The following is a 19,989-nucleotide window of genomic DNA, read 5'->3' as shown; positions in this document are numbered from 1 at the left end:
CTCTCAATTATTTCAGAGAGATAAAGAGATCTCTGCTTCCGAAAGGGGGCAGAGATTTTTTTTGACTTTTCGTTCAGTAACTCGTCTCAGCGGGGAGGAAATCCCCTCTGATTATTTTATAATTTAATAAGAAAATATATTTTTGATGATTTTTAACGATACAGTGCTACAAATTATTGATAATCTTATGAAAATAACTTAACTGTAAATCACGGCCACGGTTCTTTAACGACATAATACTCATGCCGCCCACGGGCTATCAACATGAGAGTAAGATATCATGGCCATTGTCACGATCGTTGGAAGCTCCGGCACCGCGATTCACGTCACTGTCACTGGCGGCAAAGCGCAGGATCTCGCGGAGGTCTATGCCAGGCAGATGTCAGATGCCTATGCGCGCGACGATCTCACGACGGTACTTCTTTCACCCGGTGTGCCCACAGAGCACGACGCTCATGGTCAGATTTATGGCGGTTTTGTCACGACAGGCGGTAGCTACTCGCCTACTGGCACCTATGATTTTCTTGGCGCAGGTGCCTTAAGTACCGCGTCTGACCCCAATGTGACTTTGAATGAGCGCGTTACGATTGACGGATCGAACGTCATGCCCACAGGCATTCTTTCTGTGCTGGGTGGAAGCACCGCCGGGCTGACCTACGAGGCGGGCGCCGGCAATGGCAGCTTTCTGGCAGTAAGCGGCGACAATTTTTTCAACGGTGGCACCCGGAGCGCAAGCTGGACCATTCTCACAGCCGAAGGCAACGATACCATCCTTGCCACGAATGGCATCAATACTATCGATGCCGGTGCCGGTAACAATGTCATCACGCTACAACAGGGCACCAATACGGTAACGTCGGAAGGACAGGACACGATCACGGGCGCTGAAGGGGGCAGCAACACCATTACACTGGTTGCCGGTAAATCGGTTGTCTCGCTCGGTAGTGGCTCACTGGTGAATGACAATGCAACGATCGGCAGCCTGATTACCGTTGGCGATAACAGCACTGTACAGGCGGGCCAAGGCTCGACCGTCATCTTCTCCGGTGCCAACGGCACATTATCAGGCGCTCAGAATGATACCGTGTCGGCGCTGGGAAATCTGTCGGTGCTCTATGGCAGCAACCAGACGATCAGCGTCTCAGGCTCACTGCAATTCATTGCGGGCACAGGCGACACAAGAATTTCGGCCGCGCAAAGCACGCTCTGGGGGGCAAACGACCTTTCAGCGACGGTTACTGCGGGGAGCTCCGCTCTGTGGACCGGTAATCAATTGGGATCGAGCAGCAACGAACTGATCGATGCGTCGTCATCGCAAGGCACGTTTGACGCCTGGACCGGCGCTGGCAATCAGACTGTTATCGGTGGACAGGCCGCCGATCATTTTGTGTTCGGCACCGAATATGGCGGGAACACGGATGCCAGCAATGCGACAGTCACAGGCGGCAGTGGCGCAGCCAACACTTTCGGTGTTCTTGCTGGCCACACAGCGGGCGATATCACGATCACCGATTTTGCTGCAGCAAGCGGGAACAAGTTCTTCATGTATAATTACAAGCCCGAGGATGCCGAGGCCGCCGTCAAAAGCCTGCTTGCCACCGCGACCGTCCAAGGCGGCAACACAGCGATCATGCTGGATAACAACATGAAGGTCACTTTCATGGGCGTGACCGATCTGAACGCGTCGAATATCATCATCAGCTAGAGCAGCGCCGGACCTGCCAGATTGCGGCCGGTCCGGGCCCGCCGCTCAGCGATTGACGAGCGCCATATTCCCCTCGTTATAACGTGCGCCTGCCACATGCTCGGCCGTCAGCGCCTTGTCGAGTTCGGCCATATCCTCATCGCTCAGGCGGATATCCAGAGCGCCAAGATTTTCATCGAGATAACGCGTTTTCTTCGTGCCCGGTATCGGCACGATATCCGGCCCCTTGGCGAGCAGCCAGGCCAGAGCAACCTGGGCCGGGCTAGCCTTATGGCGCGAAGCCACAACGCCGACACAGGCAGCTGCCTTCATATTGGCCTCGTAGCTCGCCCCCATGAAGCGCGGGTCCGTATGGCGAAAATCGGTTGCGGGATAGGATTCCGCTGGCTGCGCCGTTCCTGTCAGAAAGCCGCGCCCCAACGGGCTGAAAGGCACGAAGCCGATGCCAAGCTCGCGCAACACAGGCAGGATATCGGTCTCGACATTGCGTTCCCATAGGGAATATTCGCTCTGAACTGCCGTGACCGGGCACTCGGCATGAGCCTCACGTATGGCGGTCACACCAGCTTCGGACAGGCCGAAATGCAGAACCTTCCCTTCTTCGATCAGGCGCCCGACCGTGCCAGCGACTTCCGCCATCGGCACGGCGGGATCGACACGATGCTGATAGAGCAGGTCGATCCTGTCGGTCTGAAGACGCTTGAGCGATGCTTCGACGACATCACGGATGTGGTCAGGGCGACTATCCACCCCGTTCGCCTTGCCGTTTTCGATCCTGAAGCCGAATTTGGTGGCGATCCTGATACGACTGCGCCGTGATGCGAGAGCGCGACCCAGCAGCGTTTCATTGGCGAAAGGGCCGTAGATTTCGGCCGTATCGAACAAGGTGATACCGCGCTCTATGGCAAGGTCCAGCGTTGCAAGGCTCTCCTGCTCGTCAGCGGCACCATAGGATTGGCTCATACCCATGCAGCCCAGCCCAAGTGCCGAAACCCTGAATCCCGACGATCCGAGAATACGATAATCCATCTATTGCCCCCTCCCCACCTCGCTGTCTCGTAGCAGAGAAAGCATGCGCCGGCTCATGGTTGCGTTCAGACGCGGCTACCGCCGGAGGGTTTACGCAAGAGCCTTGTGAGATAGCCCATCATCATGGTCTCGTCGGCAGAAAGCGCATGAGCGCCCGCCTCGCCTTCAAGCAGGATCTCTGCCTTGGTCGCAAAGGCCTCGCGCAAGGAGCCATCCAGATAGCCGGTCAATATCTGGGGATGGATATAGCATTTGCGGCAGACCGAGGGCGTGTTGCCGAGCTGCGCTGCCACCTGTTCGATCGTCCGCAGCACGTTCTTCTTGGCACGTGCCTTGGTGTCGCTTTGTTCGAGGCTCGACAGGGTCAGGGCAGCGAGATGCGTAGCGGCCCAGGTGCGGAAATCCTTGGCCGTGATGTCCTCACCCGTGACTTCCTGCAGATAGGCGTTCACGTCATGGGAGTGGATGTCATGTCGCTCCCCTTCGTCGTCGAGATACTGAAAGAGCTTCTGCCCCGGCAGATCCTGCAAACGCGTCAGCACGCGAACGAGGCGCGGATCCTTGACCGCAAGATGCGCTTCGATTCCGTGTTTGCCCTTGAAATCGAGCGCGATCTGTCCGCCCTTCAGCTTCACATGACGATGCCTCAACGTCGTCAACCCGAAGCTGCGGTTCTCTCTGGCGTAGCTCTCATTACCGATGCGCGCCATCGTACGCTCCATCAGCCGCACCACCGCCGCCAGTACGCGTCTGCGGTCGAGTTGCGGGTGGCGCAGATCTTCATCCACACGCCGGCGAATTTCGGGAAGTTTTTCGCCGAAGACGAGCATGCGCGCGAATTTGTCTTCGTCGCGCACGAGACGCCAGCGAGGGTGGTAGCGATATTGCAGCCGACCGCGCTTGTCCTTGCCGACAGCCTGAAGATGGCCCCTCGGATTGGCGCAGATCCAGACATCGCCATAGGCTGGGGGGATGGCAAGCGACTTGAGACGTTTGAGTTCCGCCTCATCCGTAATGCGCTCACCCTGAGTGTTTCGATAGAAAAAGCCGCGCCCCGCCCGATGACGCGTAATGCCGGGTCTGGCGCGGTCTACATAGACCAGCCGGGCCGCCTTCGCATGATCGCGGGCTTCCTGCTCGGCATTCGGTGTCGTGTCGTCAGTCATCAAGCGCTCTCCCATCCGGGAGGGGGAGAGCGCAGGAAAGGGCCGATGGTTGCAGCCTTTCCTTCAGCGCGTATCAGTTGCCCGGCAGACGGATCAGATAATCGAAAGCCGACAGAGCGCTCTTGGCCCCCTCACCGACCGCAATCACGATCTGCTTGTAGGGTGTTGTGGTCGCGTCACCAGCAGCGAACACGCCCGGCACCGAGGTGGCACCGTGATCATCCACCCTGATCTCGCCGAAATCGTTCAGCGCCAGCGTATTACGCAGCCATTCCGTATTCGGCAGCAGGCCGATCTGAACGAATACACCTTCAAGGTCGATATGATGATCCTTGCCGTCTCCCCCGCGATAGGTAAGGCCATTGACCTTGGTACCGTCACCCTCGATCTTCGACGTCAGGGCCTCGGTCAGCACGGTGACATTGGGCAGGCTCAGCAGCTTGTCCTGCAGCACCTTGTCGGCCTTCAGCTTCGAACTGCGCTGGAGCAGCGTAACATGACCAACGATACCGGCCAGATCGATCGCCGCCTCGACGCCGCTATTGCCACCACCGGCAACGGCAACGCGCTTGCCCTTGTAGAACGGACCGTCGCAATGCGGGCAATAGGCCACACCCTTCGTGCGATACTGCTCCTCGCCCGGCACGCCGAGCTGACGCCAATGGGCACCCGTCGCAAGAATGACAGTGCGGCTATGCAGGATCGCGCCGCTTTCCAGCGCTACACCATGCAACCCGCCGGGCTGTGCCGTGGGGAATAATTCCTTGGCGCGCTGACCGGAAATGATCTCGACATCGTAAGAGCGCACATGTGCTTCGAGCTGGGCAGAAAGCTTCGGCCCCTCGGTCTCCTTGATGGAGATGAAATTCTCGATGCCAGCCGTATCCATGACCTGCCCGCCGAAGCGATCGGCGACCAGCCCCGTGCGCAACCCCTTGCGCGCCGCATAAATCGCCGCAGACGCCCCCGCCGGACCGCTGCCGATAATCAGAACGTCGAAGGCGGGCATATCTTTCAGGCGCTCTGCGGCGCGGCGCGGCGCATCGTCATCGAGCTTGGCAAGGATCTGCTCGACATCCATACGACCTGAGCCGAACACCATGCCGTTCAGATAAATCTGCGGCACGGTCATGATGTTCTTGGAGGCGACTTCTTCCTGAAAGAGTGCGCCATCTATGGTCGTCACCTGTATCGCCGGGTTCAGCACGCTCATCGCATTGAGCGCCTGCACCACATCGGGGCAATTCTGGCAGGAGAGCGAGACGAAAATCTCGAAGCGGAAATCACCCGCAAGATTCTGGATCTGTGTTGCAATCTCGGGGGAAATCTTGGGCGGGTGCCCACCAGCCTGAAGAAGCGCCAGCACAAAAGAAGTAAACTCGTGCCCCATGGGAATGGCGGCAAAGCTCACGCCTTGCCGCAGATCGGCCCGGCGGATAACGAAAGAAGGCCGACGTTCGCTGACGCCCTCTTCGGAGAAGGACAGTTTTTCGGAAAGGGCAGCCACTTCATGCAAGAGGTCACGCATTTCGCGCGCCTTGTCGCTGCTGTCGAGGGAGGCTTCGAGCACGACAGGGTGGGCCAAATTGGCCAGATAAGTCGTAAGCTGTGACTTGATGGTGTCCTGCAACATCAGCTTTATCCTGCTCTTTTCCGAAAAACTGCACCGCTGAGCGGCGCGTATAGGCCGTGCGGGAAATGACCCGGCGCGAGGCGCCGGGTCATAACGACCTCAGATCTTGCCGATCAGGTCGAGCGACGGGGAAAGGGTGGCTTCGCCTTCTTTCCACTTTGCGGGGCAGACTTCACCCGGATGCGAGGCGACGTACTGAGCCGCACGGATTTTTTCGATCAGCTCTGCAGCCGAACGACCGACGCCACCCGAGGTCACTTCGATGTACTGGATCTTGCCTTCCGGATCGATCAGGAATGTCCCGCGATCGGCCATGCCAGCTTCTTCGATCATGACGTCGAAGTTGCGGCTGATGGTGCCCGTGGGGTCAGCAAGCATGACATACTTGATCTTGCCGATAGCCGGCGACGTGTCGTGCCACGCCTTGTGCGTGAAATGCTTGTCGGTGGAGACCGAGTAGATCTCGACGCCGAGCTGCTTGAAGGTCTCGTAATTCTCGGCGAGGTCTTCGAGTTCAGTCGGGCAGACAAAGGTGAAGTCCGCCGGATAGAAGAAGAAAACGGACCACTTTCCCTTGACGTCGGCGTCCGACACCTTGACGAACTTGCCGTCGTGGTAAGCGTCGGTTTCGAAAGGCTTCACTGACGAATTGATGCGTGGCATGTCTTATGCTCCTGAGTTGCACATCTCTATTTGATGACGGGGAGACTGTCCCATGGATACGAACGCTTCGGAAATCGTTTCTGTCAATGGCAGTTATCGGTAAAACCTCTTTCCTCTGACACAAGGATTGGTCCTATCTATGGGTATGACCTATATTCCTCTTTCAGGCCTCTCCCTGCGCGATATCGAATACGTTGTTGCGGTTGATGATCTGCGCAATTTCTCACGCGCTGCCGAACGCTGCGGCGTCAGCCAGGCAGGGTTGTCGGAGCAGGTGCGCAAGCTCGAACTGCTGCTTGACGTTACGCTGTTCGAGCGGTCGCGCCGCCATGTGGCTCCGACGCCGGACGGTATCCGGCTGATCGCCATGGGTCGTGAGGTTCTGGCCTCTGCCCGCTCGATGATCGAGGCCGCACGCGCCCGCACCGGCCCGCTCGAAGGCCTGCTGCGCATGGGGGTGATCGCAACGCTCGGCCCCTATTATGTGCCGAGCCTGCTGCCTCTGCTGCGCCGCGCCTATCCTGAGCTGCGGCTGCAACTGACGGAGAGTCTTACCCAGAACATGCTGGCCAAACTGCGTCAGAACGAGCTCGATCTCGTTTTCGCCGCCCTGCCCATTTCAGGCGAAAGCTTCGAGACGGCTCCCCTTTTCGAAGAACCTTTCGTGGCGGTTTTTCCGCGCAACCACCCCCTTGCCGGGCAGGAAAACCTGACGATGGAGGATCTGGCCAGCGACCACAATGAAAACGGGCTGCTTCTGCTCGAAGACGGGCATTGCCTGCGCGATCAGGCACTGGCCGTCTGCGGCATGATGCCCATGCGCGATCAGCAGCGTCTGGCAACAAGTCTCGAAATGCTCTGGCACATGATCGGCGCCGGAGAAGGCTATTCGCTCATTCCGCAACTGGCGCTCAGAAACCGGGCCGAATGGGACGATCTGGTCGTCATGCGCCCCATGACCCCGGCCAGCCGCCAGATCGGACTCGTCTGGCGCAGCTCAGACCCACGCGGCCCGGCCTTTCGTGATTTTGCTGCCTTCCTTGCCAGCAAAATCCCGGAAGGCTGCCTACCTGCGGCGGCGGAATGATGACCTGACGGGATCAGAAACGCTCTCGTCAGAGCGCCTCAGAACAGCCAGCTCCAGAAACCCTTATCCTTGAGATCGTTCTCGCAGCTCGCATATTGCGCTGCATAGACATTGGCGCGTGCGCCCACCTTGCGGGCCACAGTCATCAGCCAGCCCTTGCTGGCATAAGAACGCTTGCGATAGCCGCCCCAGCCTTCGTGATAGGCCAGATACTGCCTCATGCCATCCGTCACGGGCACCTTGGCCTGCTTCTTGGTATTGGTGACATACCAATTGATGAAGTCGAGCGAATCGGCGAAATCTTCGCGGCTGGCGCTGGTATCGGTGGCCTTTTCGTAATCCCGCCAGATATCCGTCTTGGCCTGGGGGTAACCGTAGGCCGTGGTTATGTAACCCCAGGGGATGAACCAGAAAACATAGGTCCTCTTGGTGTGCAGATTACTATGGAAGCCCGATTCCTGGTACATGATGGCCATGGGAACGGAGAAGGGGACGTTCCATTTTTTCTCTTCACGTAAGGCCGCGTGATACCAGCCGCGTTTTTCATGAAAGACCGAGCAGATATCGTCGGGGTGAGCGGGCGGTGAAGGTGTGCAGGCACAGAGGAGCAGCGCCGTCAGGGATGAAGAAGAGACGATCTTACCGACTGACACCTGAATTATCGCCCCTCTCTCCCCGAAGCCGATCCTATCCGACCGGCTCCGACAGGGGATCGGGGACGATGCGGCGCGTCAGCCTTCCAGCCTGACCTCTCCACCCCATTGATCACGAGGCACAAGCGTCAGATCGGCTGCACAGGTGCCGACCATATAGCGATCGGCATCCCAGGACCAGATTTCGGGCGCGTTTAGCGGTTCGGCGCCCCCATAGGTCGGCAGCGAGAATGACAAGCCTACCGAGCCTGACTTGATTGCCTCAAAGAGGCTGTCCAATGTTGGATACATCATGTGCCGCAAGCCCTTCATGACGATGAACCGGTTATTCATTTCCGGCTTGCAGGCAGAACCTTCCACTCCTGGGCGAGTTTCCCTTGCACGCCGGTAGACTCGTCTCACTTTTTCGACAGGACCGGCGGAGGGCAATTCACCGTGACAAACACCTCGCAAACAGCGCATTCCGAAGAACAGGAAAGACAGCGCCGTCTGAACCTTCTGCTCGACAGACTGCCGGACCGGCTGAAACAACTCACCCATTGGCTGCTTGCCCCGTCGCGTGGCTGGGTGAGAATCCCGGCGGGGATACTCTTCATGATCGGGGGATGTCTGGCTTTTCTGCCGATACTCGGCGTGTGGATGCTCCCGCTCGGCTTTTTTCTGCTGGCGGAAGACATCCCGTTTCTGCGCCGCCTGAGCGGGCGCTTGCTGCTCTGGATCGAGCAGCGTCATCCTGGGTGGATGGGCCTGAAAGGCTGAGCGGCTGAACAAGGCACCGCTTCAATGCGAAGCGGAGTCGCTTTGCGGTGCCTTACGAACGCAGGCCTCCTGAGTCTGAACCTGATCGGAGCATTGCGGCAAGGGCTGCGAACCCGGAACGGGCCAGAACAGCCGGATGCCGAGCGAAATCAGAACCAGAACGAGAGCCACCAGCGCCCATGGCATGATCGAGGGCAGTTTCTTCGGGGGCTCCGGGTCAGGAACCCCCTCCTGCATGATCCGATGAAGATCGGTCACCCTCTCAGCCTTTTCCCAGAACGGCCTGCATTTCTTCCCATTCGCGCTTGCTCAGCCCTGAGTCGGGCTGGGTGACCGCCTCACCGGCGATCTGACGACGCAGCACGTCGATCATCCCGGCCGAGAACGTGAACGCGCCCAGGCGGTATTCCTCGAAGGCAGCCGCCGTGATCGGCACCCAGGCACGCAGCACGTCGAGCATCGCCTCGGCATAGACGCGAATTTCGTACTGGGCGTGACTGTCGGCACGCAGGCTCAGGAAGTGCAGCAGGTTATGAAGATCGATCTTCCAGTACCACTGCGTGTAGGTATTGAGCGTCAGATTCATGCGGGCGAGTTCGCGCGCCAGGCCCAGACCTTCCGGGTCGAGCATGGTCTCGTAATTTTCGTAGCAACGCGACGCATCCTGACGCAGCAGGTCGAGCACCTCTGCCGCCTTGTCGGGCGAGAGCGCCTCTGCCCGACCCTGACGGTTCGAGACGCTCTGGGCCGAAACCTGACCGGGTTCGGGCAGATAGAATTCGCGGTCGAGAATCGAATAGCGGGCCGAATATTCGTTCACGCTCGCCATGCGATGGCGAATCCACTGACGGGCCACGAAGACCGGCAGTTTCACATGGAACTTGATCTCGCACATTTCGAACGGCGTCGAATGGCGATGGCGCATGAGATAGCGGATCAGCCCGGTATCTTCAGAAACCTTCTTGGTGCCACGACCATAGGAAACGCGGGCGGCCTGAACCACGGCCCCGTCATCGCCCATGTAATCGACGACGCGGACGAATCCGTGGTCGAGCAGCTCGATAGGGGTGAAAAGAAGCGCCTCAAGCGCGGGCACGGTGGGCCGGCTCGTCTGGGAGGGCGCAAGGCGGGAGGCGTCGATCTCGGCGCGTTGTTCTGGTGTCAGCGGCATGGGGTGAGGCTTACCACAAGACGCCCGGTTATGACACCGTTCGATGCCGTCTCAACGCAGTCTGCATGACTCACTCCACGCCCTTAGAACTGCTCATATCGCCCCTTGCCGACAGGGGAAGGAGCGCCTATATGCGTCGGTGCCGGAGGGCTTGCCCTTGGCTATGGCGATAAACGGTAAGTGGAATAATCGTTACGGACCCGGGGGCAGTGCCCGGCGTCTCCACCATTCTTTCCTTCTGGAAAGTCAGGGGACGAAACAGGCTCGACGTGCGTGGTAAAGACTTATCTTTTGCTCGGTATTGTACCACCGTTATCGGGCTAAATCACAAGTGCCAATGATAACACAAAGGTGCTCGCTGTCGCTGCATAAGCGATAAGCGCGGTTCGGGAGGGCACCGGGCAACAGAAGCCCTCCCACTTTATCCCCATCCCACGCTCGCTGCCCTTGCCATGAGGCATGAAACGTCGCATCCCTGAGCGATCGTTTTTCGAAAAATGGATGGGTTGGAATGAGCGACGATCAGGGCGACGGCATGGATCACGAATTGCCAGAAAGCCTGCTTCCCTATGATGAGTGGGTCGAGGATGCCTATCGCGAGGTCATGTTGCGCGCGCTCGACTATGCTGGGGCTGAAGGGCTGCCGGGCGAGCATCATTTCTATCTCACCTTTTTGACCGATTATCCCGGCGTGATCATTCCCGATCGTCTGCGCGCGCAATACCCGCATGACATGACCATCGTGCTTCAGCATCAGTTCTGGGATCTGAAGGTCGATCGCGAGGCGATGACGGTCTCGGTCGGGCTTTCCTTCGGCGGGATCGGCAGCGTGCTGGTGATTCCGTTCGCGGCGATTACCGCCTTTGCCGATCCGCATATCCGCATGGCGCTGCGCTTTACGGTGGCACCGAGCGAGATGGCGACAGAGGTTGAAGAACCCGAAGCCGCAACACCGGAAGACTCTGCCCACCCGGCATCGGGCGAGGAAGGTCAGGTCGTGAGCCTCGACGCCTTCCGCAAGCGCCCCCACTGATTGCGTTTCCCACGGGCCGACATGTTCTGCGTCGGCTCGTTCAGGGTCTCAGGATGCCCTGACAAGCGACAGGACGAGCTTGCGGATTTCCGCCTCGACCGCCTCCTGCCCTTCACCCTTCACGAGCTGCGGTGCCAGCTTGAGCACGTGAAGCAGCACCATGCCCCGCGCGGCTGCGGTTTCCCGCGCCTGAGGGCAGGTTTTTTGCAGAACAGCCACGACCCGTGCCAGAAACTGCTCGCGCCATGCCTGGCCTGACTGCTCGGCATCGGGGCGCGCTGCCAGAAGCAGCGTCGTGTAGTCCCGCTCTTCACGCCTGGCGAGCCAAACGCCGAGCAACAGGTCTGCCACCGCCTCGCTCTCGCCCGACTTCGCCTCTGCGCAGATTTCATCGAGCTGCGCCAATCGGTCGTGGATGAAGCGCTCAAGCAGGGTGAGAGACAGGCTCTCCTTGGTTGGGAAAAAACGATAGAGCGAGCCGATCGCCGTGCCTGAGCGCGACGCGATTTCGGTCATGGTCGCGCCATCGACCCCTTTTTCGATGAATAACGCCCCGGCCGCATCGAGAATACGTGCCACGCGCTCACGCCCGCGCTGCCTTTTGGGCGCGATAGCATTTGACTTATGCGAGGATTCCCTCGCATAAGTGGAGGGTGACGTGCTCATAAGCGGAAGGTGCTCCCATGCTTGCTCTTGACCCCAAAACGACGGCGCTCGTTCTGATCGACCTCCAGAAAGGCATTCTGAGTATGCCTGTTACCCCCTATTCCGGCAAAGACGTGCTGGAAAGGAACAGGGCTCTGGCCCAGAGAGCGCGCGATGCCGGTGTGCCGGTGGTGCTCGTTCATGTCGGTTTCGCACGTGATTTTGCCGACGCGCCGCCGCAGAATGTCGATGCTCCCCTCTCCTCCGCAGCACCGCTTCCCGCTGACTGGAGCGATTTTGCGCCCGATCTGCAACAGGATGGCGATCTGGTCGTGCTCAAGCATCAATGGGGCGCCTTTACCGGAACGGATCTGGATCTACAGCTGCGTCGTCGTGGCATCAGGACGGTCATTCTTGCCGGGATCGCCACGAATTTCGGCGTTGAATCAACCCTGCGTCATGGCTGGGAACTCGGCTATGATCTCGTGGTCCCCGAGGATGGCTGCACCTCTCTCGACAAGGACCTGCATGAGATGGCTTTCAAGAGCGTCTTTCCGCGGCTTTGCCGTGTGACACGTACCAACGAGATCAGCTTCACGGCATGAGGGCATGATCATGACGACCAGAGCGCGAAGGAGAGTAAGGACGCTTGCCGGGCTGGGGGGGCTCTCCGCGCTTCTGACCGCTGGCCTTGCTCTTGCAGGTTTCCCTGCCGCGTTTCTGGTCGGCCCCATGATTGCCGCGATCATCGTGGCCGTGTCGGGCGCAGACATACCGCTCGATCGACGGCTGCCGCCTCTGGCGCAGGCTGTGATCGGGCAACTCATGGCGCATAGCCTGACGCTGAAAGTGCTGCATGAAGTCGCCGCGCAATGGGCCATTTTTCTCGGCGGCGTTTTTTCGGTCATCGTTCTCAGCTTCACGCTCGGCTGGATACTGGCGCGACTGCGGGTCATGCCGGGCAATGTGGCGCTCTGGGGAGCCTCTCCCGGTGCCGCCACGGCCATGACGCTGCTCTGCGAAAGCTATGGCGCCGATCAGCGCCTCGTCGCCTTCATGGTCTATCTGCGCGTTCTTCTTGTCACACTGGCCACCTCGATTGTCTCGCATCTCGTCGTGACGACACGCGGTACCGCCCTTACCCTGACATCAGGACCCGATCTGCCCTGGTGGCCTTGCCTGGCCATTGTGGCTGTGACGGCTCTGGTCACCCCTCTGGTCAGGCTCGGCGCAGCCCCGCTGCTGCTGAGTCTCGCAGGCGGATTGATCGTTCAGACCGGCCTCGGCTTTCATTACAGGCTGCCGCTCTGGCTGCTGGCACCGAGCTATGTGATCATTGGCTGGATGATCGGGCGACGCTTTACCGGAGATGTGGTGCACCATGTCTGGCGCGCCCTGCCTGCCGTCACTCTCTCTACCAGCATCCTGATTCTGGGCTGCGCCCTGCTTTCCTGGCCATTGGCGCATATTGCGCATGTCGATCTGCTGAGTGCCTATCTGGCCACCAGCCCAGGTGGAGCCGATTCCGTCGCCATTATCGCCGCCTCGACACCAATCGATATGCCCTTCGTCATGGCCATGCAGATTGCCCGCTTCATGATTCTGATCGTTGTGGCGCCGGGCATTGCGACCTATCTCACCCGCTTCCTGCCCGGCGAAGACGCATCCGCCGCTAGTCAGGAAGGGCGCAAGCCTGATAGTGCTTGAACAGCTTCTGTTCGATGAGCCTCTGTCAGCGAAAGTTCGGCCCTCATGCGTTTTACCGTTGATCGCCTCGACCATATCGTTCTCACGGTTCGTGACCGCGCGCTTTCCGCCAACTGGTATCAGCGCGTTCTGGGCATGGAAATCGAGGAATACGGTCGCAATAATCGTGTTTCGCTGAGCTTTGGCGGTCAGAAGATCAATCTGCGGCCTGCTGATTCAGAGGGCTGGACCACTGCCGAACGCGCCGCGCCGGGCGTAAGCGATCTGTGCTTCACGACAGCCATCGATTCAGAAAATATTCAGCGCCATCTGGAAAAATGCGGTGTGGTCGTTATCGAGGGGCCTGTCATCCGCATTGGCGCCCTTGGACCGATCACCTCGGTCTATATCCATGATCCTGATCAGAACCTGATCGAGATCGCATCCTATCAGGGATAGGACGAAAGCGGGGCCTGGGCCCCGCCCGCTTCGCGCGGCCTTACCAGTTCTTGCTGATCAGCCAGAATTCTTCCGAGGTCAGCGTGACCAGACCGCCACCGGGCAACGAGGTCTCGGCAGCAGCAGCAGCGAGGGCTTCGATGCGCTCAACCATGACGGTCTTGCGCACATGGGTTTCGGATTGTTCCTTGACCTGCCCGAGGGCAACCAGGGCAGACTTGGCGGCTTTGGCAACGCGGGCAGCGTCGAGCGCAGCATAAGACATGACATATCTCCTTCGAAATTGGCCTGTCCTGTCTAATCCATTCCGCCCGTCACTTCACCCCCCGGAATAAGGAACGCACACAGCGTCACTTTGCCTGATCGGCAACGAAATCGAAGGTGACGGTCACGGGCAATCCGACCCACTGCCCCGATGCCCAAGGCCCCTGCCCCACACCGAACAGGGCGCGTGAGAAAGCGGCCTGCCCCTGGGCATGAGCCTTGTTACCCTCGATATGCAGCGTGAAATCGAGTGTGACGGGATGGGTGAGATTACGCAGCGTCAGCGTGCCGATGGCCTGGTAATGCTCGCCGGTAATCTGGCGCAGGCTTGTCGAGACAAAATGCGCCTTGGGGAAATGCGCGATATCGAACCAGTCACTTCCCGGCAGGGCCGTGTCGCGCTGGGTGTCACCTGTCTTTGCGCTCGCAAGATCGATGCTCAGCTCGATATGCGCCTTTTCCGGCTGGGCGGGATCAAGCGTGATAAGCGGTTCATAGCGCGTAAAGACACCCTTGAAGGCCGACCCTGTCTGGGTGCCTGAAAAACCGAGCTGGCTATGGTCTTTCTCAACCTGCCATTCGGCCGCCTGCGCGGTGGTGTGGCTGGCGAGTGCGCCGAGCAGAACGCATGCTGGCGCGAAGGCCTTGAGGGCAGACATCATTTCAACGGTCCTCGACTCTGGTTTTTCGGAAAGGGGGCAGCATTCTCAGCAGCACGGCATCGCGTAGAACGAAATGGTGCCGCAATGCCGCAAGGATGTGCAACGCCAGCACCCCGATCAGGAAATACGCTCCATAGGCGTGCAGCGTGGTGAACACGGCCTCGACCGGAGCCTTATCCTGAAGATGGGACAGAACCGGCAGATCGGGCCAGGGAATAACCCCGAACAAAACGGTCGGTATGGCAAAGACCGAACTCGATACCAGCGCCCAGCCGCTCAGGGGGAGAAAAAACATCTCACCGTAAAGCAGGGCGTGACCGAGCTTTGCGAGACGGATTTCACGCAACCCCATACTTGCGGGCAAGGCTGGCGGGCGGTGAAGGAGACGCCAGACCAGACGGAGCAGGGCCGCGAACAGGATGGTGATCCCGATCGATTTATGAAGCTGGAACAGGCGGAACATGGTTCCCGGATCGAGCGATCCATGAACCATGACCAGACCGATAGCCAGCAGGGCCAGTATGCCGAGTGCCATGATCCAGTGCAGGATCATGGCCACGGCGCCGTAACGTTGCGTCGTGATCGACATTTGCGGTGCCCGACTCAGCGCCAGATTACGACTGGCGCTCGAAAGCCCCTGCGATATGCAGGGTCACGCTGTCGCCAACCAGCGGCACATAGCGGCTGACGCCGAAAGCGGAGCGCATGATGACGGCATTGCCCTCGAAACCGACGGTTTCTTTCTTGTCGAGCGGGTTCACACCGCTGCCGATCAGACGGGCCTTGATCGTGACGGGGTGCGTCACGCCGTGCAGTGTCAGATCGCCGATGATATTGGCGGTTTTCGCCCCCGTCTTGACCACTTTGGTGGACACGAAATGCGCTGTCGGGAATTTATCGGCGTCGAACCAGTCCGCGCCCTTGAGTTCGCCATCGAGCTTGGCAACCGTCGTCTGCACCGAGTTGATCGGCAGGGTGACGTCGAGCTTCGTGGCCTCGATATGCGCCGGGTCGAGCGTCAGCGTGCCAGAAGCCTGCGAGAAGAAACCCGAGAAATCGCTGAAGCCCATATGCAGCAGCGAGAAGCTGATCTGCGTATGGTAGGGCTCAACGGCGTAGCTGCCAGACTGAACCGCTTTGGGGTCAGGCGTGCCGCCCTGCTGGGCATGAGCCTGCGGCACGGCGGCGGCAGAAAGAGCGGTGATGAGCGCGGCGCCGGCGAGAAAGGTCTTGTGCATGAAAAGCGGTCCTGTTTTCAGATAAGTTTCAGAGAGTGGAATCAGATCGAAAGAGCGGCAATTTCCGCACGGGCGGCGCTCATGGCGCTTTCGCGCACATCGCCACCACGGCTCAGCCCCTCGGCGCGGATCCAGGTCAGATCCTTCAGCCCGACGAAGCCGAACACGGCGGCGAGGTAAGGCTCCTGATGATCCATCGAGGCGGCGGGACTACCGGCGCTGTACTGACCGCCGCGCGTCGAAATCAGGAGGGCCTTCTTGCCCTCGGGCAACAGACCGACAGGCCCCTGTTCGCCATAACGGAAGGTCTTGCCTGCCACCATGATACGATCGACCCAGTTCTTGAGTTGGGCAGGCACCGTAAAATTATACATCGGCACGCCGATCACCACGATATCGGCGGCAAGCAGCTCGTCGATATGGGCATTGCCGCGTGCCAGATCGGCCTGGAGACTCTCATCCGTCACTTCGGCGCCGAAGCGTGCGGCTACATGACCCGAACCAAGTTCAGGAATCGGGTGAGCGGCGAGGTCGTGATAGGTGATCTCGGCCTCCGGATGCGCTTTCTTGAGCTGGGCAATGGTCTCTGCCGAGAGCGCACGGCTCGCCGAGTTGTCACCCAGAATGCTCGAATCGAGATGAAGAATCTTCATGAGGACTTCGCCTTTTCCAATCGAAAGAAGCAGCCCGGCGCAGCTGATAGACAGCCACCGACCGCTTTGTCTTCGTGACCGTCCCACATTGTGACCCATCTCGACAGTCAATATATTCCGATGGATAGTATCGCTTTGCACGATAGGTGAAAGCACTATGCTCGACAGGATCTCTCTCGACCAGCTGCGCGTTTTCATAGCGGCTGCCGATGAGGGCAGCTTCTCGGCTGCGGCACGACGCTTCAGGCGTTCTCAACCTGCCATCAGCGAAATGATCGCGACCCTCGAATCCCAGATCGGGGTCCAGCTTTTCGACCGTATCGGTCGCTATCCGCAGCTGACCAAGGCAGGCAAGACCCTTCTCGCCGATGCGCGCGGCATCGTCATGAATGTCGACCATATGAAGGCCCGTGCCTATGGCATGTCTTCAGGCATCGAGCCGGAGCTTTCTGTGGTGGTCGATGTGTTCTTTCCCATGGATCGCATGACGCGTGTGGCCCGTGGCTTTCGCGAAACCTTTCCGCATACGCCACTGCGTCTCTTCGTCGAGGCACTCGGCGGCGTGTTTCAGCCCGTTCTCGATGGACGCGCCCAGATTGCGATTGCCGGACCGCTGCCGGACGTGCCGCCTTCATGCTCGACCGAAGCCCTGGGCGAGATCCGCTTCATGATGGTGGCCTCGGCCGAACACCCTCTGGCACGCCATGATGGACCGATACCGCGCGATGAACTGGCACGCCATGTGCAGCTCGTGCTGACCGACCGTACCGATCTCTCGGCGGGACGCGAGCGCGGCGTGCTTTCGCCCTTCACCTGGCGTCTGGCCGATCTCTACGCCAAGCACCATTTTCTGCTTGGCGGGCTCGGCTGGGGGGGCATGCCGGTCCATAGTATCGCCAGCGATCTGGAAGCGGGCAGACTGGTTGAGCTCACGATCGACGGCTTCTCGCCGGGCGGGGCGAACATGCCCATGAGCGTGGTCTATTCCACTGCAGAGCCTCCCGGCCCCGCCGGGCGCTGGCTGATCGACCAGCTCAAGCTCTGCCCGAAACGCCAGGCAGCACGAGAGGCCGAAGAGAGCGAGAGCGACAACCAGACAAAAGAGCCCACATCCGGCAGAGAAGAAGCCTGTCATCGCTCTCTCGTCGTCTGAACCGCGTCATCTGCGTGCGGCTGCATCTCTTGCCGGGCAGGCACGGGCGGCGCGGCGCACGCCTCGTTTCCATGATTTACGCTGGCGTTCTGCGCACGATCTGGCCTAAACGGAGCCGCCCATGCAGATATCCGATTTTGACTTCGATCTCCCGCGCGACAACATCGCTCTGGAACCCGCCCGCCCGCGTGACAGCGCCCGCCTGTTGCGTGTCGCGTCCGGGCAGGCTCTGGCCGAGCATCGCATTGCCGATCTGCCCTCGCTGCTCGACCCCGGCGATCTGCTGATCGCCAATGATACCGCGGTCATTCGCGCCCAGCTGGCCGCACAGCGCGGCGAAGCGAAAATCGGTATCACGCTCGATCGTATTCTGAGTGATGGCAGCTGGCACGCTCTTGCAAAAAATGCCCGCAAGCTGCGCCCCGGTGACACGCTGCGTTTCGGCACCGATGAAGTCACGGCAGAGGTGGTCGAAAACGAGGGCGATGGCGCCATCTCCATGCGGTTTTCCGCAGAGGGTACGGCCTTCGACGATTTTCTGAAGCGTGTCGGCGCGCTGGCCCTGCCGCCGTATATCGATCGCCCCACCGGCCCGACGGCTCAGGATGACAGCGATTACGCGACTATTTTCGAGCGCTACAAGGGCGCGGTCGCAGCGCCGACCGCAGGGCTGCATTTCACCCCTGAGCTTCTGGCCGCTCTCGATGCGCGTGGCGTGACGCGCCATACGCTGACACTACATGTCGGCGCAGGCACGTTCCTGCCCGTGCGCGACGATATCGCCAGCCACAAAATGCATGCCGAATGGGGCCGTATCGACGCCCATACGGCCCAGCTCATCAATGATACGCGGGCCAGCGGCAAAAAGATCATCGCGGTCGGCACGACCAGCCTGCGCCTGCTGGAAAGTGCGGCGGATGAAAACGGCATCGTGCATCCATGGGAAGGCGAAACGGCCATTTTCATCAAGCCCGGCTATCGCTTTCGCGCCGTCGACAGGCTGATGACCAATTTCCATCTGCCACGCTCGACGCTGTTCATGCTTGTCTGCGCGCTGGCGGGCACAGATACGATGCGCGCGGCCTATGCCCATGCCATCGCCGAGAAATTCCGCTTCTATTCCTACGGAGATGCCTGCTTGCTGGACCGCGCGCCATGACCGAACACGCCACGAAAATGCAGTGGAAGCCGCAGGCCTGCTGCGGCCAGGCACGCGCGGGCCATCTCCATACGGCCCACGGCACGATCCCTACCCCCACTTTCATGCCGGTCGGTACAGTGGGCACGGTCAAGGCCATGACCATGGATGCCGTGCGCTCGACGGGTGCGGGCATCATTCTGGGCAATACCTATCATCTGATGCTGCGCCCTGGTGCGGAACGCGTGCGCAAGATGGGCGGTCTTCACCGCATGATGGACTGGTCAGGCCCGATCCTGACCGATTCCGGCGGGTTTCAGGTGATGTCGCTCGGCGCGCTGCGTAAGCTCGATCAGGATGGCGTGACGTTCAACTCTCACATCGACGGCTCGAAGCATCGCCTGACGCCGCAAAGCAGCACCGATATCCAGCACGCGCTCGATGCCACCATCACCATGTGCTTCGACGAATGCCCTGCCCTGCCTGCTACGCCCGAGCGTCTGGAATCCTCGATGGAGCTTTCCATGCGCTGGGCGGCGCGCTCGCGTGAGGCTTTTGTGCCGCGTCCCGGCTATGGGCAGTTCGGCATCGTTCAGGGGGGCACCGAACGCGAGCTGCGCGCCCGTTCGGCCAGGGCCCTGACCGATATCGGTTTCGAAGGCTATGCCATTGGGGGTCTTGCCGTTGGCGAGGGTCAGGAACTGATGTTCTCGACACTCGACTTCACCACTCCGCTCCTGCCGCAGGATCATGCGCGCTATCTGATGGGCGTCGGCACGCCTGACGATCTTCTGGGTGGCATCGAGCGTGGCGTCGACATGTTCGATTGCGTCATGCCCACCCGCGCAGGCCGTACGGCGCGCGCCTATACCGAGCGCGGCACGCTCAATATGCGTAACGCACGCCATGCCGAAGACAACCGTCCGATCAGCCCGGATTGCGATTGCCTCGCCTGTTCGCGCCATAGCCGCGCCTATCTGCATCATCTGTTCCGCGCCAATGAAATCCTCGGGCCGATGCTGCTGACATGGCACAATCTAGCCTATTACCAGCGTCTCATGCGCCAGATCCGTGCGGCCATCGTCGATGGCTCCTTGCCGCAGAAGGCCATCGCCCTGCGCGCCGACTGGGCGGCAGGAGACTGGACGCAGGACGAATTCCCTCAGCCTGACTGGCCATCTGTGCCATGACG

Annotated in this window: 24 protein-coding genes and 1 other RNA gene; 11 read left to right on the top strand and 14 right to left on the bottom strand. The window is 59.9% G+C overall.

Going from position 1 to position 19,989, the window contains the following annotated elements; translation table 11 throughout:
* Positions 1–280 precede the first annotated feature (280 nt).
* Positions 281–1,705, top strand: coding sequence for a calcium-binding protein (locus ABHV46_RS12430; protein ID WP_438381713.1), 1,425 nt, complete (start codon positions 281–283; stop codon positions 1,703–1,705).
* Positions 1,706–1,750: 45 nt separating this feature from the next.
* Here ABHV46_RS12430 and ABHV46_RS12425 read toward each other — a convergent pair whose 3' ends face one another.
* The 4 genes from ABHV46_RS12425 to ahpC form a co-directional block, all read right to left on the bottom strand.
* A complete protein-coding gene (locus tag ABHV46_RS12425) occupies positions 1,751–2,734 on the bottom strand; it encodes an aldo/keto reductase (RefSeq protein WP_438381712.1) in 984 nt (327 codons plus the stop codon).
* Positions 2,735–2,799: 65 nt separating this feature from the next.
* Positions 2,800–3,900 carry a DNA topoisomerase IB gene (locus tag ABHV46_RS12420; protein WP_438381711.1) on the bottom strand — a complete coding sequence of 367 codons (1,101 nt, stop codon included), beginning with the start codon at positions 3,898–3,900 and terminating at the stop codon, positions 2,800–2,802.
* Between the two features lie 73 nt (positions 3,901–3,973).
* Positions 3,974–5,533: an alkyl hydroperoxide reductase subunit F gene (ahpF, locus tag ABHV46_RS12415; RefSeq protein WP_438381710.1), complete on the bottom strand. Its 1,560-nt coding sequence runs from the start codon at positions 5,531–5,533 to the stop codon at positions 3,974–3,976.
* Positions 5,534–5,632: 99 nt separating this feature from the next.
* Positions 5,633–6,196 (bottom strand): alkyl hydroperoxide reductase subunit C, encoded by a 564-nt coding sequence (gene ahpC, locus ABHV46_RS12410; protein WP_336946840.1) that lies wholly within the window; start codon positions 6,194–6,196, stop codon positions 5,633–5,635.
* 145 nt (positions 6,197–6,341) lie between these two features.
* Here ahpC and ABHV46_RS12405 point away from each other — a divergent pair, with 145 nt between their 5' ends.
* Positions 6,342–7,283, top strand: a complete 942-nt coding sequence (locus tag ABHV46_RS12405; RefSeq protein ID WP_438384394.1) for a hydrogen peroxide-inducible genes activator — start codon at positions 6,342–6,344, stop codon at positions 7,281–7,283.
* 38 nt (positions 7,284–7,321) lie between these two features.
* Here ABHV46_RS12405 and ABHV46_RS12400 read toward each other — a convergent pair whose 3' ends face one another.
* Positions 7,322–7,936, bottom strand: coding sequence for a hypothetical protein (locus ABHV46_RS12400; RefSeq protein ID WP_438381709.1), 615 nt, complete (start codon positions 7,934–7,936; stop codon positions 7,322–7,324).
* A 78-nt stretch (positions 7,937–8,014) separates the two neighbouring features.
* Positions 8,015–8,296, bottom strand: a complete 282-nt coding sequence (locus tag ABHV46_RS12395; RefSeq protein ID WP_438381708.1) for a hypothetical protein — start codon at positions 8,294–8,296, stop codon at positions 8,015–8,017.
* Positions 8,297–8,371: 75 nt separating this feature from the next.
* Between ABHV46_RS12395 and ABHV46_RS12390 the strand changes: the two genes are divergently transcribed.
* Positions 8,372–8,695, top strand: coding sequence for a hypothetical protein (locus ABHV46_RS12390; protein WP_438381707.1), 324 nt, complete (start codon positions 8,372–8,374; stop codon positions 8,693–8,695).
* A 21-nt stretch (positions 8,696–8,716) separates the two neighbouring features.
* Here ABHV46_RS12390 and ABHV46_RS12385 read toward each other — a convergent pair whose 3' ends face one another.
* Both ABHV46_RS12385 and thyX read right to left on the bottom strand, forming a co-directional pair.
* The gene (locus ABHV46_RS12385) at positions 8,717–8,953 is read right to left on the bottom strand and encodes a hypothetical protein (RefSeq protein ID WP_438381706.1); all 237 of its coding nucleotides are present in this window, start codon (positions 8,951–8,953) and stop codon (positions 8,717–8,719) included.
* A gap of 4 nt (positions 8,954–8,957) precedes the next feature.
* Positions 8,958–9,866 (bottom strand): FAD-dependent thymidylate synthase, encoded by a 909-nt coding sequence (thyX, locus tag ABHV46_RS12380; RefSeq protein WP_438381705.1) that lies wholly within the window; start codon positions 9,864–9,866, stop codon positions 8,958–8,960.
* A 101-nt stretch (positions 9,867–9,967) separates the two neighbouring features.
* On the opposite strand from thyX, the gene ssrA reads away from it, so the two are divergent.
* Positions 9,968–10,287, top strand: a transfer-messenger RNA (tmRNA) gene (ssrA, locus tag ABHV46_RS12375).
* Between the two features lie 90 nt (positions 10,288–10,377).
* The gene (locus ABHV46_RS12370; protein WP_438381704.1) at positions 10,378–10,899 is read left to right on the top strand and encodes an SspB family protein; all 522 of its coding nucleotides are present in this window, start codon (positions 10,378–10,380) and stop codon (positions 10,897–10,899) included.
* A 48-nt stretch (positions 10,900–10,947) separates the two neighbouring features.
* Here ABHV46_RS12370 and ABHV46_RS12365 read toward each other — a convergent pair whose 3' ends face one another.
* Positions 10,948–11,478, bottom strand: a complete 531-nt coding sequence (locus ABHV46_RS12365; protein WP_438381703.1) for a TetR/AcrR family transcriptional regulator — start codon at positions 11,476–11,478, stop codon at positions 10,948–10,950.
* Positions 11,479–11,582: 104 nt separating this feature from the next.
* On the opposite strand from ABHV46_RS12365, the gene ABHV46_RS12360 reads away from it, so the two are divergent.
* From ABHV46_RS12360 to ABHV46_RS12350, 3 genes are read left to right on the top strand one after another with little or no spacing between them, the layout of a single operon-like run.
* Positions 11,583–12,149: a hydrolase gene (locus ABHV46_RS12360; protein WP_438381702.1), complete on the top strand. Its 567-nt coding sequence runs from the start codon at positions 11,583–11,585 to the stop codon at positions 12,147–12,149.
* 10 nt (positions 12,150–12,159) lie between these two features.
* Positions 12,160–13,251 carry an AbrB family transcriptional regulator gene (locus ABHV46_RS12355; RefSeq protein WP_438381701.1) on the top strand — a complete coding sequence of 364 codons (1,092 nt, stop codon included), beginning with the start codon at positions 12,160–12,162 and terminating at the stop codon, positions 13,249–13,251.
* Between the two features lie 45 nt (positions 13,252–13,296).
* Positions 13,297–13,689 (top strand): VOC family protein, encoded by a 393-nt coding sequence (locus ABHV46_RS12350; RefSeq protein ID WP_025840970.1) that lies wholly within the window; start codon positions 13,297–13,299, stop codon positions 13,687–13,689.
* A 40-nt stretch (positions 13,690–13,729) separates the two neighbouring features.
* Here ABHV46_RS12350 and ABHV46_RS12345 read toward each other — a convergent pair whose 3' ends face one another.
* From ABHV46_RS12345 to ABHV46_RS12325, 5 genes are all read right to left on the bottom strand, one after another.
* Positions 13,730–13,954 carry a hypothetical protein gene (locus ABHV46_RS12345; RefSeq protein ID WP_336946830.1) on the bottom strand — a complete coding sequence of 75 codons (225 nt, stop codon included), beginning with the start codon at positions 13,952–13,954 and terminating at the stop codon, positions 13,730–13,732.
* 85 nt (positions 13,955–14,039) lie between these two features.
* Positions 14,040–14,615, bottom strand: coding sequence for a YceI family protein (locus ABHV46_RS12340; protein ID WP_336946829.1), 576 nt, complete (start codon positions 14,613–14,615; stop codon positions 14,040–14,042).
* 1 nt (position 14,616) lies between these two features.
* Positions 14,617–15,204 carry a cytochrome b gene (locus ABHV46_RS12335; RefSeq protein ID WP_336946828.1) on the bottom strand — a complete coding sequence of 196 codons (588 nt, stop codon included), beginning with the start codon at positions 15,202–15,204 and terminating at the stop codon, positions 14,617–14,619.
* A 25-nt stretch (positions 15,205–15,229) separates the two neighbouring features.
* Entirely contained in the window at positions 15,230–15,853 is a 624-nt protein-coding gene (locus ABHV46_RS12330) for a YceI family protein (RefSeq protein ID WP_438381699.1), read from the bottom strand.
* Between the two features lie 41 nt (positions 15,854–15,894).
* Positions 15,895–16,506 carry an FMN-dependent NADH-azoreductase gene (locus ABHV46_RS12325; RefSeq protein ID WP_438381698.1) on the bottom strand — a complete coding sequence of 204 codons (612 nt, stop codon included), beginning with the start codon at positions 16,504–16,506 and terminating at the stop codon, positions 15,895–15,897.
* Positions 16,507–16,663: 157 nt separating this feature from the next.
* Between ABHV46_RS12325 and ABHV46_RS12320 the strand changes: the two genes are divergently transcribed.
* From ABHV46_RS12320 to tgt, 3 genes are all read left to right on the top strand, one after another.
* Complete coding sequence (locus ABHV46_RS12320; RefSeq protein WP_438381697.1) at positions 16,664–17,659, top strand: LysR family transcriptional regulator; 996 nt, start codon at positions 16,664–16,666, stop codon at positions 17,657–17,659.
* A gap of 121 nt (positions 17,660–17,780) precedes the next feature.
* Positions 17,781–18,818: a tRNA preQ1(34) S-adenosylmethionine ribosyltransferase-isomerase QueA gene (gene queA, locus ABHV46_RS12315; RefSeq protein WP_336946824.1), complete on the top strand. Its 1,038-nt coding sequence runs from the start codon at positions 17,781–17,783 to the stop codon at positions 18,816–18,818.
* Complete coding sequence (tgt, locus tag ABHV46_RS12310) at positions 18,815–19,987, top strand: tRNA guanosine(34) transglycosylase Tgt (protein WP_438381696.1); 1,173 nt, start codon at positions 18,815–18,817, stop codon at positions 19,985–19,987. The genes queA and tgt overlap by 4 nt, the downstream gene beginning before the upstream one ends.
* Positions 19,988–19,989 lie beyond the last annotated feature (2 nt).

The organism is Asaia sp. BMEF1 (genome assembly GCF_051628905.1).
GTDB lineage: Bacteria > Pseudomonadota > Alphaproteobacteria > Acetobacterales > Acetobacteraceae > Asaia.
The sequence above is the reverse complement of the archived record's forward strand: the minus strand, read 5'-3'. Positions and strand labels throughout refer to the sequence as shown.